The organism is Bradyrhizobium sp. Ce-3, assembly GCF_022835695.1.
Classification (GTDB): Bacteria; Pseudomonadota; Alphaproteobacteria; order Rhizobiales; family Xanthobacteraceae; genus Bradyrhizobium.
In genome coordinates, this window is record NZ_BQUV01000003.1 from 356,814 (window position 1) to 373,016 (window position 16,203).

Annotated in this window: 16 protein-coding genes; 10 read left to right on the top strand and 6 right to left on the bottom strand. The window is 66.4% G+C overall.

All coding sequences use genetic code 11. The features are described 5' to 3' along the window. Nucleotides 1-11 precede the first annotated feature (11 nt). On the top strand, nucleotides 12-1,283 hold the full coding sequence (locus BRSPCE3_RS12750; RefSeq protein WP_244066157.1) for a serine hydrolase: 1,272 nt from the start codon (nucleotides 12-14) through the stop codon (nucleotides 1,281-1,283). 90 nt (nucleotides 1,284-1,373) lie between these two features. On the opposite strand, the gene BRSPCE3_RS12755 is transcribed toward BRSPCE3_RS12750, so the two are convergent. Then, nucleotides 1,374-1,664 carry a hypothetical protein gene (locus BRSPCE3_RS12755; protein WP_244066158.1) on the bottom strand — a complete coding sequence of 97 codons (291 nt, stop codon included), beginning with the start codon at nucleotides 1,662-1,664 and terminating at the stop codon, nucleotides 1,374-1,376. Between the two features lie 452 nt (nucleotides 1,665-2,116). Here BRSPCE3_RS12755 and BRSPCE3_RS12760 point away from each other — a divergent pair, with 452 nt between their 5' ends. Further along, nucleotides 2,117-3,418, top strand: a complete 1,302-nt coding sequence (locus BRSPCE3_RS12760) for a sorbosone dehydrogenase family protein (RefSeq protein WP_244066159.1) — start codon at nucleotides 2,117-2,119, stop codon at nucleotides 3,416-3,418. 4 nt (nucleotides 3,419-3,422) lie between these two features. Here BRSPCE3_RS12760 and BRSPCE3_RS12765 read toward each other — a convergent pair whose 3' ends face one another. From BRSPCE3_RS12765 to BRSPCE3_RS12780, 4 genes are all read right to left on the bottom strand, one after another. Continuing rightward, nucleotides 3,423-3,872, bottom strand: coding sequence for a 4-oxalocrotonate tautomerase family protein (locus BRSPCE3_RS12765; RefSeq protein WP_244066160.1), 450 nt, complete (start codon nucleotides 3,870-3,872; stop codon nucleotides 3,423-3,425). 249 nt (nucleotides 3,873-4,121) lie between these two features. Further along, entirely contained in the window at nucleotides 4,122-4,892 is a 771-nt protein-coding gene (locus BRSPCE3_RS12770) for an SDR family oxidoreductase (protein ID WP_244066161.1), read from the bottom strand. Between the two features lie 140 nt (nucleotides 4,893-5,032). Next, on the bottom strand, nucleotides 5,033-5,887 hold the full coding sequence (locus tag BRSPCE3_RS12775) for an alpha/beta fold hydrolase (RefSeq protein ID WP_244066162.1): 855 nt from the start codon (nucleotides 5,885-5,887) through the stop codon (nucleotides 5,033-5,035). Between the two features lie 40 nt (nucleotides 5,888-5,927). Continuing rightward, the gene (locus BRSPCE3_RS12780) at nucleotides 5,928-6,632 is read right to left on the bottom strand and encodes an alpha/beta fold hydrolase (protein WP_244066163.1); all 705 of its coding nucleotides are present in this window, start codon (nucleotides 6,630-6,632) and stop codon (nucleotides 5,928-5,930) included. Nucleotides 6,633-6,798: 166 nt separating this feature from the next. On the opposite strand from BRSPCE3_RS12780, the gene BRSPCE3_RS12785 reads away from it, so the two are divergent. The 8 genes from BRSPCE3_RS12785 to BRSPCE3_RS12820 all read left to right on the top strand — a co-directional run bounded on the left by BRSPCE3_RS12785 (nucleotide 6,799) and on the right by BRSPCE3_RS12820 (nucleotide 15,198). Continuing rightward, nucleotides 6,799-7,404: an ABATE domain-containing protein gene (locus BRSPCE3_RS12785; protein ID WP_244066534.1), complete on the top strand. Its 606-nt coding sequence runs from the start codon at nucleotides 6,799-6,801 to the stop codon at nucleotides 7,402-7,404. Nucleotides 7,405-7,510: 106 nt separating this feature from the next. After that, on the top strand, nucleotides 7,511-8,194 hold the full coding sequence (locus tag BRSPCE3_RS12790) for a haloacid dehalogenase type II (RefSeq protein WP_244066164.1): 684 nt from the start codon (nucleotides 7,511-7,513) through the stop codon (nucleotides 8,192-8,194). 191 nt (nucleotides 8,195-8,385) lie between these two features. Further along, a complete protein-coding gene (locus BRSPCE3_RS12795) occupies nucleotides 8,386-8,739 on the top strand; it encodes a hypothetical protein (protein ID WP_244066165.1) in 354 nt (117 codons plus the stop codon). A gap of 564 nt (nucleotides 8,740-9,303) precedes the next feature. Then, nucleotides 9,304-10,773 carry a phenylacetate--CoA ligase family protein gene (locus BRSPCE3_RS12800; protein WP_244066166.1) on the top strand — a complete coding sequence of 490 codons (1,470 nt, stop codon included), beginning with the start codon at nucleotides 9,304-9,306 and terminating at the stop codon, nucleotides 10,771-10,773. 23 nt (nucleotides 10,774-10,796) lie between these two features. Beyond that, the gene (locus tag BRSPCE3_RS12805) at nucleotides 10,797-11,594 is read left to right on the top strand and encodes an ABC transporter permease (RefSeq protein WP_244066167.1); all 798 of its coding nucleotides are present in this window, start codon (nucleotides 10,797-10,799) and stop codon (nucleotides 11,592-11,594) included. Between the two features lie 12 nt (nucleotides 11,595-11,606). Further along, nucleotides 11,607-12,434 (top strand): ABC transporter ATP-binding protein, encoded by an 828-nt coding sequence (locus tag BRSPCE3_RS12810; protein ID WP_244066168.1) that lies wholly within the window; start codon nucleotides 11,607-11,609, stop codon nucleotides 12,432-12,434. Then, nucleotides 12,434-13,027, top strand: coding sequence for a GNAT family N-acetyltransferase (locus BRSPCE3_RS12815; protein WP_244066169.1), 594 nt, complete (start codon nucleotides 12,434-12,436; stop codon nucleotides 13,025-13,027). Before BRSPCE3_RS12810 ends, BRSPCE3_RS12815 begins: the two co-directional genes overlap by 1 nt. A gap of 167 nt (nucleotides 13,028-13,194) precedes the next feature. Then, nucleotides 13,195-15,198: a DEAD/DEAH box helicase gene (locus tag BRSPCE3_RS12820; protein ID WP_244066170.1), complete on the top strand. Its 2,004-nt coding sequence runs from the start codon at nucleotides 13,195-13,197 to the stop codon at nucleotides 15,196-15,198. A gap of 226 nt (nucleotides 15,199-15,424) precedes the next feature. Here BRSPCE3_RS12820 and maiA read toward each other — a convergent pair whose 3' ends face one another. Next, complete coding sequence (gene maiA / locus BRSPCE3_RS12825) at nucleotides 15,425-16,084, bottom strand: maleylacetoacetate isomerase (protein ID WP_244066171.1); 660 nt, start codon at nucleotides 16,082-16,084, stop codon at nucleotides 15,425-15,427. Nucleotides 16,085-16,203 lie beyond the last annotated feature (119 nt).

The following is a 16,203-nucleotide window of genomic DNA, read 5'->3' on the forward strand; positions in this document are numbered from 1 at the left end:
GTGAGGAAACAATGAGAAAATTCGCTATTGCCGCGGTTGCCGCCGTCAGCAGTCTTGCCTTCAACATCGCCCATGCCGCGCCGCCGCTTCCGGAAGCTTCGGCGCATCAGGCCGGGTTCTCGGAGCAGGGGCTGGCGCGGCTTGACGATTTCTTCGCGCGCGAGATCGCGGCCAAGCGCGTGCCCGGCGCGGTGGTGGCGATCGCGCGCGACGGCAGGCTTGTGCATTACAAGGCCTACGGCCAGCTCGACCCGGCGAAGGGCACGCCGATGCCGATCGATGCGGTGTTCGCGCTGGCGTCGATGACCAAGCCGATGGCGGCGGTCGCCGGTCTGACATTGATGGAGCAGGGGCGGTTGCCGCTGCAGGCCAAGGTCGCCGACTACTATCCGGCGTTCGCCGACATGAAGGTCGGCGTGCAGCAGGCCGACGGCTCGCTGACGATGGAGCCGCAGGCCCGGCCGATCTTCATCCATGACCTCTATCGCCACACCTCCGGCCTGATGTATGGCGGCCGGCCCGACAGTGCGAGCGCGCTGGCGCGGCTCTATCCCGAAGGCACCGCGCCGGCGGTCGAGGGCGACACCCAGGCCTTCATCGAGCGCATCACCAAGCTGCCTCTGGTGCACCAGCCCGGCACCGAGTTCGAATACGGTTTCTCGATCGATGTGCTCGGCGCCGTCGTCGAGAAGGTGTCCGGCCAGCGGCTCGGCGACTATCTCTCGGCCAATGTCTGGAAGCCGCTCGGCATGAAGGATGCGACATTCCATTTGTCCGACGCGCAGCGGGCGCGGCTGGCGCGTCCGTTTCCGAATGATCCGCTGACCGGCAAGCCGCAATCCATCCGGGTGCTCGACGCGCCGATCAAGTTCGACTGCGGCGGCGCCTGCTCGTTCGCGACCGTCGGGGATTATCTCCGCTTCGGCGAGATGCTGCTCAACGGCGGCGAGCTCGACGGCAAGCGCATCCTCAGCCCCAAGACCGTGCACCATATGACGTCGAACCATCTCGGGCCCGAGATCAAGAACAACGTCGCCGCGGTCGAGCCGCATCGCGGCGGCTTCGGCTTCGGGCTCGCGGTCGCGGTGCGGACCAGCGAAGGCCTGTCGTCGGTGCCGGGCAATCCCGGCGAGTTCACCTGGAACGGCGCCAACGGCACGCAGTTCTTCTGCGATCCGAAGGAGCGCCTCGTCGTGGTGGTGGGAACCGCAGCGCCCGGTGAGCTGCGCAAATATTATCGCGAGAACGTGCAGGACATCGTCTACGGCGCGATGGTGAAGTGACCGCATGACCGCGGCGCCGGTCGCAACGTCCGGCGAACAGCAAAAGGCCCGTCGCTCAAGCCGAGCGACGGGCCTTCGAATGTGCGTGGGCTACCACTGCCGGTAAACCCCGGTCAGCGTGCCGTTGTTGTTCCCTTCGGGACCCACGTCACCCTGGGTCGAGCTCGGTGCCGGATGATTGGTGCCGTTCATCGCGCCGTCACCATACCAGCCCGGTTCCGCCGGTTGGTACGTCACGTAAGGCTGGGCACCGTAGCGCGGGCCACCGTAATATCGCGCACTGGGACTGCCATACGGATAGTAGCCCTGCGCGAACGCGCCGGCGGTCGTTGCAATCAGGGACACTGCCGCAAGGGTCAGTATCTTGATGTTCCGTTGCATGCACACACTCCTTGCTGGTGTCACGACCAACGACCGCCATGGACCGGCGTTCCTGATCTGCCATGCGATGCGCGAGGGTGAATTTGCGCGGAGCTGGGATCAGGTTTCGGTGAGGGGCCTTGCGCCCCGACAGCCGGGCGTGCGCCGCTATGCCCGGTCCGATGCATCCGCCGCAGCCCCGCTATGCTTTTCCAGCTATAACGGCCGCGGTCGCGCCCGCGCGCGGTGCTTCGAAACAACAGCTGCTGTGGAAAAGGAAGCCCGCCGACCGGGGCGGGCAAGGTCTCAGGGAGGAAAACGCTCTGACAAGGGAGCGTAAGGCCAGTCTCGCCGATTCGAGGGCGGCTGCGAAGATCGTATAATTACTGTCATCAGGCCCGGCATTATGCGAATGCTCGTGCGGGCCGCGGCCGGCAATGCCTGGCAACACGGTGCAAGTACAGGGGAAGTTCATGAGCACGTCTGGAGTTTTTGCCCGCGTCGTCGCGGCGATCGGGGCCGGCGCCGTGGCGTGGCGGCGGATGCAGGGCGCAGAGCCGGCACCGGCCTGGGGCAGCGCGCCGCAAATTCCGGCCGCGAAATCGCAGGGCGCGATCCCGACGCTGAAGATGCCGACCGCGCGCGGCTGGGACAAGGGCCAGCTTCCGAGCGCGGCGCCCGGGCTCAAGGTCAACGCGTTTGCTGCCGGGCTCGATCACCCGCGCTGGATCAACGTGCTGCCGAACGGCGATGTCCTGATCGCGGAGGCAACCCAGATCGCCGGCACGCCGCGCAGCGTGTTCCACTACGCGATGCAGGCGACGATGCGCCGTGCCGCCGCGCTCGGCGTCAGCGCCAACCGCATCACGCTGCTGCGCGACCGCGATGGCGACGGCGTCGCCGAGAGCCGCGGTGCCTTCATGGAAGGCCTGCGGCAGCCGTTCGGCATGGCGCTGATCGGTGACACCTTTTATGTCGGCAACACCGACGGCGTGGTGGCGTTTCCCTACACCGCGGGCGCCGATCGCATCACGGCAGAGGGACGCAAGCTCGTCACCTTCAAGCCCGACGGGCACTGGACCCGCAGCCTGCTGCCGAGCGCCGACGGCAAGAAGCTCTATGCCGGCGTCGGCTCGCTCAGCAACATCGCCGAGAACGGCATGGAGGTCGAGCAAGGCCGCGCCGCGGTCTACGAGCTCGATCTCGCGGCCGGCACCAGCCGCATCTTCGCCGGCGGCCTGCGCAACCCGGTCGGGCTCGCATGGGAGCCGAGCACGAATGTGTTGTGGACCGTGGTCAATGAACGCGACGGCATCGGCGACGAGACGCCGCCGGACTATCTGACCTCGGTGCGCGACGGCGGCTTCTACGGCTGGCCCTATTGCTATTGGGGCCAGACGGTGGACGACCGCGTGCCGCAGGATCCGGCGCTGGTCGCCAGGGCGATCCAGCCGGACTACGCACTCGGCGGCCACACCGCTTCGCTCGGCCTGTGCTGGATGCCCGCAGGCACGCTGCCGGGCTTCCCCGACGGCATGGTGATCGGCCAGCACGGCTCGTGGAATCGCTCGACGCTGTCGGGCTACAAGGTGGTCTTCGTGCCGTTCACGAACGGCCGCCCTTCGGGGCCCGCACGCGACATTCTGTCGGGCTTCCTCGCGCCCGACGAGAAGGTCTCGTATGGCCGCCCGGTCGGCGTCGCGCTCGGCCCCGATGGCTCGCTGCTGGTGGCCGACGACGTCGGCAACGTGATCTGGCGCGTGACGGGGGCGTAGCCCTTCAACGCCGCTTCGCGATCGATTGCATGAAATTGCGGTCCGCTTCCGGCAGCGCGTCGGTCCAGGCCGGCTCGTCGCCGGGTTCGGGCAGCACATGGCCGAATTCGATCATCTGCCGCGGCTGCAACTCGTTGAGATAGACCCACACCGCGCGCTTGCTGTCGGCATTGGCCGCGGCTCCCACCGCGTCCGCCATCAGTCTGATCATGCGCGTCTTGTCGACCGCGGCGCGGCCGGAACGGATGTGGCCGTAGACGAAGATGTGGTCATGCGCGACCGGGACGCCGCCCATGAACCAGTTGCCGGGAGCGACCTCGCTGAAGATCACCTGCGCGAAATAGCTCGGTGCGCCCGTCACCTCGGCGTGGATCCGGGTGATCTCGCCCGCGATCCGGCCCTTCTGCTCCGCGCTGAGGCGGCCTTGCGCACTGGTGCAGGTGTAGGTTGGCATTGGCGTGACCTCGCTCTGATGTCGATCCGGTTGAGCTTCCGCACAGGAACCCGCGCCGTCAAGCAGACGTTCACTCGGGCCATTCGCAATCCAAACCTCCCCTTGAAAAGGGGAGGTCACTTTGCTCGTCAGAGCAAAGCGGGTGGGGATCTGCGCTCCCCACTCGCACCGTCGCCTGCGGTTGACCCCCATCCCGACCTTCCCCCTTTCAGGGGGAAGGGGAAGGCAGGATCACAGAGATGGTGCGTCTCACACGGTCCTGATCTCGCCGCCATCCATGCGCAGCACGGTGCCGGTCATCCAGCGCGCCGGCGGCGACACTGCGAAGGCGACGAGATCGGCGATCTCTTCCGGGGCACCGAAGCGCGTGATGCCGGCCTGCTTGAGGAAGCCGGCCTTGGCGGTGTCGAGATCGAGCTGCCGCGTGGCCGCGGCTTTCTCCAGCATCGCAAGCCGGCGTCCGGTCATGATGGCGCCCGGCGACACGCAATTCACCTGCACGCCGTCGTCGATGCCGCGCTCGGCGAACGCCTTTGCCAATGCCTCGATCGCGGCATTGATCGTGCCGACCGCCGCGGCTCCGGCGCGCGGCAGCACGGCGGCATTGCCGGAGGTGAAGATCACGGTGCCCTGCGACGCCTTCAGCGCGTCCCAGGCGCGGATCGTCAACCGCCTCGCGCCGTGAAACTTGAGCGCGAGGCCTGCATCCCATTGTGCGTCGGTCATCTCGAATAGATCGAGGCCCGGCACCGCGCCGGCGACGTTGACCAGCGCGTCGATGCGGCCGAAGCGATCCAGCGCCGCCTTGACCACGTCGTCGGCGGCGGTCGGCGAGGCAAGGTCGAGATCGAGCACCAGCGGCGTGGCGCCGGCAGCTTCGATCTGTTGGCCCGCGTCGCGTAACTTCTGGCCGCTGCGCGCGACGAGGACGACGGAGGAAAAATCCCGCGCGAGCCGCTGCGCGGTGGCGCGTCCGATGCCGGAGCTTGCGCCGGTCACGATGGCGACGGATTCGGTCATATGCATGTCCTTGGTGGATCGGGAGGTTCGTCATTGCGAGGAGCGACAGCGACGGAGCAATCCATCCCTCCGCTGTGCGGGCTATGGATTGCTTCGCTGCGTTCGCAATGACGCGGATAGAGTTGTCGCTGCCGTCACCTTCAGCGGTTCAGGAACTCGCGGATGGCCTGCGCGATCTCGGCGGCGTGGGTTTCCAGCGCGAAGTGGCCGGTGTCGAAGAATTCGACCACCGCCTTCGGATTGTCGCGCTTGAAGGCCTCGGCACCCGGCGGCAGGAAGAACGGGTCGTTCTTGCCCCACACCGCGAGGAACGGCGGCTGATGGGTACGGAAGTAGCTCTGGAAGGCCGGATAGAGCGCGACGTTGCTCTTGTAGTCGCCAAACAGATCGAGCTGCACGTCATGCGCGCCGGGCCGCGCCATGTAGTAATTGTCGAGGTTCTGGCCGTCCGGCGACACCGCCTGCGGATCCGGTGTGCCATGGGTGTACTGCCAGCGCGTGGTCTCCGGGGTCAGGAAGGCGCGCAGCGCTTCGCGGTTCGCCGGCGAGGGATCCTGCCAATAGGCCTTGATCGGAGTCCAGCCGTCGCTGAGGCCTTCCTCATAGGCGTTGCCGTTCTGCGAGATGATTGCGGTGATCCGCTCCGGATGCTTCATGGCGAGGCGGAAGCCGGTTGGCGCGCCGTAGTCGAACACATAGACCGCGTAGCGATCGAAGCCGATCACCTCGGTGAAGCGATCGATCACAGCCGCGATGCTGTCGAACGTGTACGTGAACTTGTTGCGCGCGGGCATGTCGGACTGGCCGAAGCCGGGCAGATCAGGCGCCACGATGTGGAATTTGTCCGCAAGCTGCGGGATCAGATCGCGGAACATATGTCCCGCGCTCGGGAAGCCGTGCAGCAGCAGAAGTTTCGGCGCGCCGGGTGAACCGGCTTCGCGATAGAACAGCTTGAAGCCGTCGACGTCGGCCGTGCGATACTTGACCTCAGACATTTGTCACTCCTTGTGATCGTGATGTTGGCGAGACTTGCGGTCAGGACTTGATTTGCCCGGCAACCGCGCTGACCGCTTCCCGGATGATGTCGGTGACGAGCTTCGGTGCCGTCACGATCGGGGTGTGGTCGACGGCATGTGATCGCATCACAGCCTTCATCCGCGCCGCCATGCTGCGCTGGGTCTCGGGCGCGATCATCCGGTCGTCCTCGGCAACCAGGAACCAGCTCGGTACGTCCTTCCAGAGCGGACGGCCGACCGGCACGGTGATACAGGCCGGCGAGATCGGCCGCTGCACGGCGGCGAGCACCGCGAGGTCCTCGGGCCGCGCGCCCTGCGCGAATGCCGACGCGAAGGCGGCCTCCGGCAGCCAGATCAGCCCGTTGGCATCGGGCGCGAGCTTCGGCGCGAACGGATGCGGCGGTGCGCGATAAAACACGTCGGCGACGGTCTCGCCCTCGTCGGGCGCCAGCGCCGCGACATAGACCAGCGCTTTCACGCGCGGCGCGCGGGTCTCGGCGATCACCGCGCCGGCATAGGCGTGGCCAACCAGCACGACCGGCCCCTCGGCGCGATCCAGCGTGCGGTTCAGCGCGGTGACATCGTCCGCAAGCGAAGTCAGCGGTAGCGGTGCGGCCACCGCGGCGATGCCCTCGGCGTCGAGCGCCGTGATCACCCGCGCCCAGCTTGACCCGTCGGCCCATGCGCCATGGGCGAGCACCACGCTGACATCCTTGTTCGACATTGTCCGCTCCCTTTGCCTCAGATAGTAACCTGTAAAATGATATTTGACAGGTTACGACACTTATGCTCCAATGTTCGTAACTTGTCAACATGCTTTTAGGCGGTTATTTCTGACCGGGTCGAAAGCGCCCCCAGGAGGTCCAGCCGTGCAATCCCACCCGCCCGCGATGTTCATCGCCGACAGCCTGGGCCTCGACTTCATCAATTCGATCGCGACCCCGGTCGATACGCCAGTGGACTGGATCGCCGATGGTGGCGGCCTGTTGCGCTGGCTGGCGCAGGCGAAGCTGGTGCCGTCAGGCGTGCTCGACGAGCTGGCAGCGCGCGCGCAGCCGGGCGAGCTCGATGATGTTGCGGGTCAGGCCCGCGATCTGCGCGAATGGTTCCGCGGCTTCGTGCGCAAGCATAGGGGCACGCCGTTGGCGCCGCGTGCGCTCAGGGAATTGGAGCCGCTCAATCGGCTGCTCGCAAGCGATCAGGCATTCAGCCGGATCGTGCCGCATCGTCACGACGATCATGACGGCTTCGCGCTGGAGCGGACGCGGCGCTGGCGTTCGGCTGAAACGTTGCTGCTGCCGATCGGGGAAGCGATGGCCAGGGTCGTCTGTGAGGAAAGCTTTTCCGACATCAAGGCGTGCGAGGGCCCGGCCTGCACGTTGATGTTTGCCGATCACACAAGGGCGCGCGCGCGCCGATGGTGCAGCATGGCGATCTGCGGCAACCGCGCCAAGCAGGCCGCGCACCGCAGCCGGATCAAGGACAGGGGAGCATGATCCGGAAAAGTGCGAAGCGGTTTTCCCTCGCGACAAACGCGGAACGCGTTTGCGCGGAGATCACGCTCAAAAAAGAGACCAACAAGCCAACAATCGGAGACCAGAAATGGCGCTTCCTCTGATCGTGTTCGACGTCAACGAGACCCTGCTCGACCTCGAGACCATGGAGCCGGTGTTTGCGCGCATCTTCAACGACAAGAGCGCAATGCGGCTCTGGTTCGCGAACTTCATCATGTATTCGGCGTCGCTCACGGTGGCCGGCTGCTACGTGCCGTTCACCGATATCGGCGCAGCGGTCATGAAGATGCTCGCGGATACGCGCGGCATCAGGATCGACGATTCAGACAAGAAGGAGCTGACCGAGAAATTCTCCACCATGCCGCCGCATGCCGAAGTGCCGGCGGCGTTGCGCAAGCTGCGCGCGGCGGGCTTTCGCCTGTTCACGCTGACCGACAATCTGCTGGAGGTGCAGACCCGGCAGCTGACCAACGGCGGCATCGTCGATTTGTTCGAGCGGCGCTTCTCCGCCGACGGCGTCAAGCACCACAAGCCGTCGCGGCAGGCCTATGGCTATGTCGAAAAGGAACTCGGTGCCAAGCCGTCGGAGTTCTGCCTGATCGCCTGCCACACCTGGGACACGCTGGGCGCGGTCGCCGCCGGCTGGGAGGCCGCGCTGATCAAGCGGCCCGGCAATGATGTGCTCGGCGTCGGTCCGCAGCCGCAGGTGGTCGGTGGCAATCTCGATGATGTCGCCGACCAGCTGATCCGCCGCTACGGCGCCAAAGGGTAACGGTTCCTGACGGATCGGGCGGCGGAGGGGAGGCTTGAAAACCCCTCCGGGCCGATAGCTCGGAAGCGCCTAAAACCGGAATGAAATCCATAGCGGTTTTCAACCATGCCCCTTGAGCCTTCCTCAACTTCCGCGGCCGATGCTTCGCGCGCCGCAGGGGCACCGACCAGGGATCGACAAGGAGCTTGAGCATGCCGGCCAAGGCACGAACGACCGGACGAGCGACCGCCGCCACCGCGCAGGGGCGCGAGGATATCCTCAACGCGCACGCCATCAGCACGCTGGGCGCCGGCGTCGTCAGCGCGATGAGCGCGGTCGGCGCCGCCGTCATCAAGAAGCACAAGCCGGCGCTCGGCAAGAGTCCGGACTGGTTCTGGCACATGTTCGCGAAGTGCGAGGCCAAGGCCGCGCGCGTCGCCGAGCAGGCCGCGCGCGATCCGCAGGCCTGGGGCGATGCCACCTTCATCGAGGTCTATGCCGCGCAATTGCCGAAGCTGATGAGCGCAGCGCTCGAGAGCCACGACAAGGCGCTGAAGGCGAAGTGACGTAGCGTCGGAGGTGAAGCGGACAACGGCGATCGTGCCGGTGTCGTTCCCTCGATTGCTGAATTGCGCTGCCAAGCAGCGCAGCCATGCATCATGAAACCGCGACCTGCCGCCGTTCGTAATCAACGGGTGGCGGAAGTCCGCGCCCGCGGGCTTCCGGATTTTTTCAAATCCGGGGCGTTTGATGGTGAAGCATCTTGTTTCCGATGAAGAGAAGTGTGACGCGTGTAACGGGACGGGCTTTCCAGTGGTGAAGCAACCGGGAGAGCCGGGACGGAAGATCTATCCCGAGCCATGCAAGAAATGCGGCGGCAAGGGCCGGGTCAGGAAGGCGACGTGGGGCAAGTAGTCGCTCAAAGTAATCAGCCTTGTAGGGCGGTTAGCGCAGCGTAACCCGCCGCGACGCGATGGAGCGATGGCGGGTTACGGCTTCGCCTAACCCGCCCTACGCGGCTGCGTTCCGGGCTGCGATCGCGTGTGACGCGTGTCACGGCGGCCACGCGCGCCGCGCGCCATTGATAGCGCCATGAACGGGCGGTCCTCCCGTCAATCATGGAGCTGAAGATGACGTCCACCCTTGCAATCAGCACTTCCGATGACGGCCTTGCCCTGGTGCCGGAGCACGATCAGGCCGCCGCGTCCCTCGTCCCAGCCGCGGTTGAACCCGCCCGCGTGCCGCAGCGCCAGTTCTGGGAGACCGAGCACACCCGTCCGGATTTCCAGCCGTCCGACGACGCCGCGCCGGAGCTCGTCGCGGCCACCGCGAACTATCTCGGCGAATGCATGCGGCATCCCTATCTGCCGGTGGCGGAAATCCGCGCGCGGCAGCTCGCCCGCATCAAGGAGCTGGTCGAGCTCGCCTATCGCGACATTCCGGTCTATCGCGCCAAGTATGACGCGGCCGGCTTCAAGCCGGAGCATCTGCGCGACTATGACGACATCCAGAAGATCCCTGTGATCACCAAGCCCGAGCTGGTCGCGGCCTTCCCGGACCAGTGCGTCAACAAGAAGTACAAGCCGGAAAACCTGTTTCCGACCCGCTCGTCCGGCTCGTCCGGCCAGACCCTGCTGATCCGCGTCGACTATGACGCCGTCATCACCGACACCATCCAGGGCGTCCGCCAGTTCGCGATGCAGAGCGGCGGCAACTACCGCACTGATGATCTGCTCGCGCATGTCTACACCGTGCCGTGGTGGTTCGATTCGATCGGCGGCGATTATCCGACCGCCTTCATCTCGAACCTGATCCCGCCGGCGCGCGTCGCCCAGCATCTGCGTTATCTCGGGCCGAAGATCCTGTCGCTGTATCCGTCGAGCCTCGATGCGCTGATGCCGCATGTCGACGAGTTCCGTTCCTCGCTCAATCTCGCGGTGACGCATTCGGAATACTCCTCGCGCGCCGCGCGTCAGGAATGGTCGCGCCAGCTCGGCGTGCCCGTGCTCGACGAATATTCCTCCGAGGAGGCGACGCGGATCGCGCTCGAAATGCCCAACGGCCAGTACCACGTCTGCGAGGACACCGTGCATCTCGACGTGCTCGACCCCATCACGATGGAGCCTCAAGCTCCGGGGCAGTCCGGCATCGCCGTGATCACCAATCTGCTCAACGAGGCGATGCCGTTCATCCGCTACGTCCAGGGCGATTACATCACCCAGCCGGAAAATCCCACACCGTCCGACATCAACTGGTCGCAGATCGCCAGCATCGACGGCCGGCTCAACGATGCCTTCGTCAATCGCTGTGGCCGCAAGGTGCCGGCCGGCAGCATTCTCGATGCGACCTATCGCTGGATGTTCGACTGCAATCTGCATCTGGCGCAGTTCGAGATCGTGCAGCGCGGCGTCGACCTCGTCGAGGCGCGCGTCGTGCTCGGCCAGGATATGCCGATGTCGCGGTTGCACGGCTCGGTCGCGCATCTGGAGGATCTGCTCGCGGCCTGCCTCGAGCATCCGGTCCGGGTGCAGGCCCATGCGCTGCTGGCGTTCCCGCCCAAGGTCGGCAAACGCCGCCCGATCCGCCGCGAGTTCGATTGACCTCAGCAAAACGGGTGCGTGCCATGTCACAGTCACTGAACCGCATCGCCGCCATGACGGCGCGCTATTACTACATCCTGCGCTCGTCATGGCTGCGGCTGCTCGAGATCGTCTACTGGCCGGCGATGCAGATGCTGGTGTGGGGTTTCCTCTACACCTACCTCTATGACAGCAAATCGGCGATGGCCTCCACCGCCGGCCTGCTGCTCGGCGCCGTCCTTCTCTGGGACGTGCTGTTTCGCGGCCAGCTCGGCTTCACCTTCACTTTCCTGGAGGAGATATGGTCGCGCAACCTCGCCAATTTGATGATGAGCCCGTTGCAGCCTTTCGAGCTTGCGGCCTCGCTGATGCTGATGAGCCTGATCCGGCTGGTGATCGGCACGCTGCCGGTGCTGCTGCTGACGTTCGTGCTGTTCGGCTTCAACGTGTTTGCGATGGGGCCGGGGCTGATCTTGTTCTTCCTCAACCTGGTGCTGACCAGCTGGGCGATCGGGCTCGTCATTGCCGGCCTCGTGATCCGGCAGGGCTTCGGTGCGGAGAGCCTGGCCTATTCGATCATGATCGTGCTGCTGCCGCTGTGCTGCGTCTACTATCCGGTCGCGGCGCTGCCTCTCTGGTTGCACCCGGTCGCCTGGTCGCTGACGCCGACCTATGTGTTCGAGGGCATGCGCGCCGTGCTGCTCGACGGCAGCTTCCGCACCGACCTGATGCTCGAATGCCTCGCACTCAATGCCGTCTATCTCGGCATTGGCTTCACCACATTCGTCGCCCTGCTGCACAGCGCCCGCCACAAGGGCGGCCTGCTCACCATGGGCGAGTAAGGGGAGAGATCCATGAGCCGCATCGAACGCTTTTTGCCCCGCAGACATCTGACACCGGTGTCGCCGAACGCCACGCCCGCGCAGGACCATGCGCCCGTGAGCCCCGCTGACGATGAGGCGCCGGCCATTGCGGTCGAGGACCTCTGCAAGCAGTACCGCAGCCATTGGGCGGTCGACGACGTGAACTTCATCGTGCCGAAGGGCTGGACCGTCGGTCTGCTCGGCGGCAACGGCGCCGGCAAGACCACCACCATCGCCATGATCATGGGCCTGATCGTGCCGAGCTTCGGCCGTGCCATGGTGCTCGGCCACGACATGGCGACCGAGCGGCACAAGGTGCTCGGCCGGATGAATTTCGAAAGTCCCTATGTCGCGCTGCCGGGGCGGCTCACCGTGCGGCAGAACCTGACGGTGTTCGGCCGGCTCTATGGCGTCGCCGATCTGAAGGCGCGGATCGAGGAGCTGATCGAGGATTTCGAGCTCGGCGATGTGCTCGACCGGGTCACCGGGCGGCTCTCGGCCGGGCAGAAGACCCGCGTCGCGATCGCCAAGGCGCTGATCAACGATCCCGACGTGCTGTTGCTCGACGAGCCGACGGCCTCGCTCGATCCTGATCGTGCCGAATGGGTGCGCAGCCGGCTCACCGCCTATCAGAAGCGCCGCCGCGCCACCATCCTGTTGTCCTCGCACAACATGACCGAGGTCGAGCAGCTTTGCGACTTCGTCGTCATCATGAGCCATGGCCGGGTCGTCGCGATGGGACGTCCGGCCGAACTCGCCGAGCGCTTCAAGTGCCGGGATCTCGACGAGGTCTTCATCTACCTGGCGAGGGTGGCGTGATGTCGTCATTTGGTTCTCCGAACGACAAACCGGTTGCGATCCGTCAGGAACGCCGTTCGGACGTGGCAGCGCGAGAGAGTCTGCTCGACGCTGCATTCGGTCCTGGCCGCCTGGCCAGGACCTCGGAGCGGCTGCGCGAGGGCCGCAAGCATGCGCGCGGCCTCGCGTTAGTCGCGCGCCGTGCCGGCCGGCTGGTCGGCACCGTCCGGCTGTGGCCGGTCGTGACCGGTACCGGTCACACCTGTCTGCTGCTCGGCCCGCTCGCGGTGGCGGAAGATGCGCGATGCCTCGGCATCGGCGCCGCGCTGATGCGGCAGGCCTTGCAGCGGGCGCAGCGGCTCGGCCACCGTGCCGTCATCCTGGTCGGCGATGCCGCCTATTATGACCGTTTCGGCTTCTCGGCCGCGACAACCGGCGCGCTCCGCATGCCCGGCCCGTATCAGCGCGAGCGGCTGCTGGCCCGCGAGCTGGTTCCGGACGCGCTCACCGGCGCGCGGGGGCTGATCGCCGCAGCCGGCCCACCACGATCGCGGCTGTCCGGATTGGTGGACCGGATCGCCGGCAGCCCGGCTCCGCTGGGGCAGCCGGCCTGATCCGGCACCTTTTCCGCCTTGGGAGGCCATCGAGGCATGGCGATTTGGTCGGTCTTGGCGTAAAGCAGCGCCAAATCGTCATGCGGCTGTGCCGCCTGCCGGGGTCGCAGCTTCCAGGTCGTCCCGCTCGACGTTCTGCGCCCGGACCAATCAAGGTTTCCCATCCCGTGCCCTTTCCGACCACAAGTCCGCCGCTCGCTCGCGCCTTGGCTGAGCGCAACTACGAACAACCGACCGCCGTCCAGCTCGCCGTGGTCGCGGACGACGCCGTCGACCGCGATCTGCTGGTTTCGGCCCAGACCGGCTCGGGCAAGACCGTTGCCTACGGCCTGGCCATGGCAAAGGACCTGCTTGAGGGCGGCGAGCGGTTCGAGCCGGCCGCCGCGCCGCTGGCGCTGATCGTCGCGCCGACCCGCGAGCTTGCCTTGCAGGTGCAGCGCGAGCTGTCCTGGCTTTATGAACATGCTGACGGACGTGTGGTTTCCTGCGTCGGCGGCATGGATCCGCGCCGCGAGCAGCGCGAGCTTGCCGCCGGCGCCCACATCGTGGTCGGGACGCCCGGCCGGTTGTGCGACCATTTGCGGCGCGGCCGTCTCGACATCTCGGGATTGCGGGTCGTGGTGCTCGACGAGGCCGATGAGATGCTCAATCTCGGCTTCCGCGAGGATATGGAATTCATCCTCGAGACCACGCCGGACACCCGCCGCACCCTGCTGTTCTCGGCAACGTTCCCACGCGGCATCGTCGCGCTGGCCAAGCAGTATCAGCAGCAGGCGTTCCGGATCGAGGTCGCGGGCGACGAGGGCGGCCACGCCGATATCGAGTATCGCGCCATCCGGGTCGCCGCCGATGATGTCGAGCACGCGGTGGTCAATGTGCTGCGCTTTTATGAGGCGCCGAGCGCGCTGGTGTTCTGCAACACGCGAGAGGCCGTCAGGCATTTGCAGGCGGCGCTCCTGGAGCGCGGCTTCTCGGTGGCCGCGCTGTCGGGCGAAATGACCCAGAACGAGCGGACCCAGGCGCTGCAGGCGCTGCGCGACGGACGGTCCCGTGTTTGCGTCGCGACCGACGTCGCGGCGCGCGGCATCGACCTGCCGAGCCTCGATCTCGTTATTCACGCCGATCTGCCGAAAGACCCGGAGGTCATGCAGCATCGCTCGGGCCGCACCGGCCGCGCCGGGCGCAAGGGTGTCAGCATCCTGCTGGTGCCGCCGGCACGGCGGCGGCGTGCCGAACTGCTGCTCGATCTCGCCGGCATCGACGTGGCTTGGGGCTCCGCGCCGCAGGCGGAGGAAATCCGCAAGCTCGACCATGATCGCCTGCTGCAGGACGCGGTGTTCTCCGAGGAGGTGACCTCCGACGATCAGGTGCTTGCGGCAGCCTTGCTTGCCGAACGCTCGCCCGAGGCGATCGCGGCGGCGCTGGCCCGGTTCTATCGCGCGCGGCTGCCCGCGCCCGAAGACATTCTCGATCCCGGCGAGGGCCGCGGCCGCGACCGCGACGATCGCCGCGGCGACCGCGCCTCGCGCCGCGAGGATCGTGCCGCCGGGCCGCGCGCGAAGACCGGCAAGTCCCCGCGTCACGGCATCGAGGAAGCCACCGTCTGGTTCCGCGCCGCGATCGGGCGCCGCAAGAATGCCGAGGCGCGCTGGCTGCTGCCGATGATCTGCCGCCGCGGCGGCATCGACAAGCGCGACATCGGCGCCATCAAGATCTCGGACACCACCACCGAGTTCGAGATCGCAGCAAGGGTCGCGGATTCCTTTGCGTTGAAGATCAAGCGTCCCGACAAGGAAGACAGCATCCGGATCGAGCCGCTGGCCGACGCGCCGCAGCGCCAGGCCTCCCCGGACATGCCGGCGCGCAAGCCCAAGCACGATACCAAGCACGATACCAGGCACGATCCCAGACCCGATACCAGGCAAGATTCTTGGCGCGACAGGCACGACGCCGCACACAGCGCGCCGCGCCGCGACGAGCCGCGTGACGACATGGCCGCGAAGCGGCGCGGCAAGCCGGACCGTGAGCACAAGCCGAAATTCGATACCGAGCCGAAGTTCGGGAAGAAAAAGAAACACCGCAACAAGCCGCAGGCCGGACACACGCAATGGCCGGACGTGGCGGCGAAGCCGAAGTTCGGCAAGAAGCCGAAGCAGAAGCGGCGCGGCTGAGCTGGCGTCGGAGCCGCAGCTCGCTTCAACAACGAAAGCCTGTGGTTATGGGTCCCTGCTTTCGCAGGGACGACGATGGGGAGAGATCGCGGGTTCGTCTCTATCACCGTCACCCTGAGGAGCCGCAGAGCGGCGTCTCGAAGGGTCGACGGCCCGACCGTGGCCGTGCATCCTTCGAGACGCCGCTATGCGCTCCTCGGGATGACGGGACTGCCAGCGTCGCAAACTACTTCGCCCGCATCGCCTCGGGTGTATCCGGCTGCGCGGACGGATGCGCCTTGGCAAACGCCGGCAGTGCCATCGCGGTGTCGTGGATGCGCTTCACGGTCGGCCAGGGCGACAGGCTGATCTGCTGGTTGATCGCCGCCGTGACATGGCCGACCAGGCAGATGTCGGCGAGGGTCGGCGCATCGCCGTGACAGAATGAGCCGGTGGCCTTGTGGCCGGCGAGGTGGCCTTCGAGTGCGGCCAGCGTCTCGACGGTCCAGTGCCGCCGCCAGGCGTTCTGCTGGCTGTCGCGCAGGTCGAGCTCGCGGTCGAGATAGCGGCGCACCCGCGGCGTCAGCAGCGGATGGCCCTCGCAGGCGACGATCAGCGCCAGCCCGCGCACCCGGGCGCGGCCGATCGCGTCGGCCGGCAGCAGCGGCGGGGTCGGGTAGGTCTCGTCGAGATAGTCGATGATCGCGAGCGACTGGAACAGCACCGTGCCGTCGTCGGTCACCAGCGCCGGCAGCGCCATCTGCGGATTGATCTTGCGATAGGCATCGGCGCGATGCGCGTCCGCATCGATGTCGATGAACACGATGTCGGCCGGCACACCCTTGAGGTTGAGCGCGATCCGCACCCGAAAGCTCGCCAGCGATCGCCAGAAGGAGAAGAACTGCATGGGGAATTTGTCTCCGCGCCGAACATCGCGGCCGTAGCCCGGATGAAGCGCAAGCGAAATCCGGGGCCGGTCGTCGTTCCATCGCAGTCTATCCCGGATTGCGCTTCGCTGCATCCGGG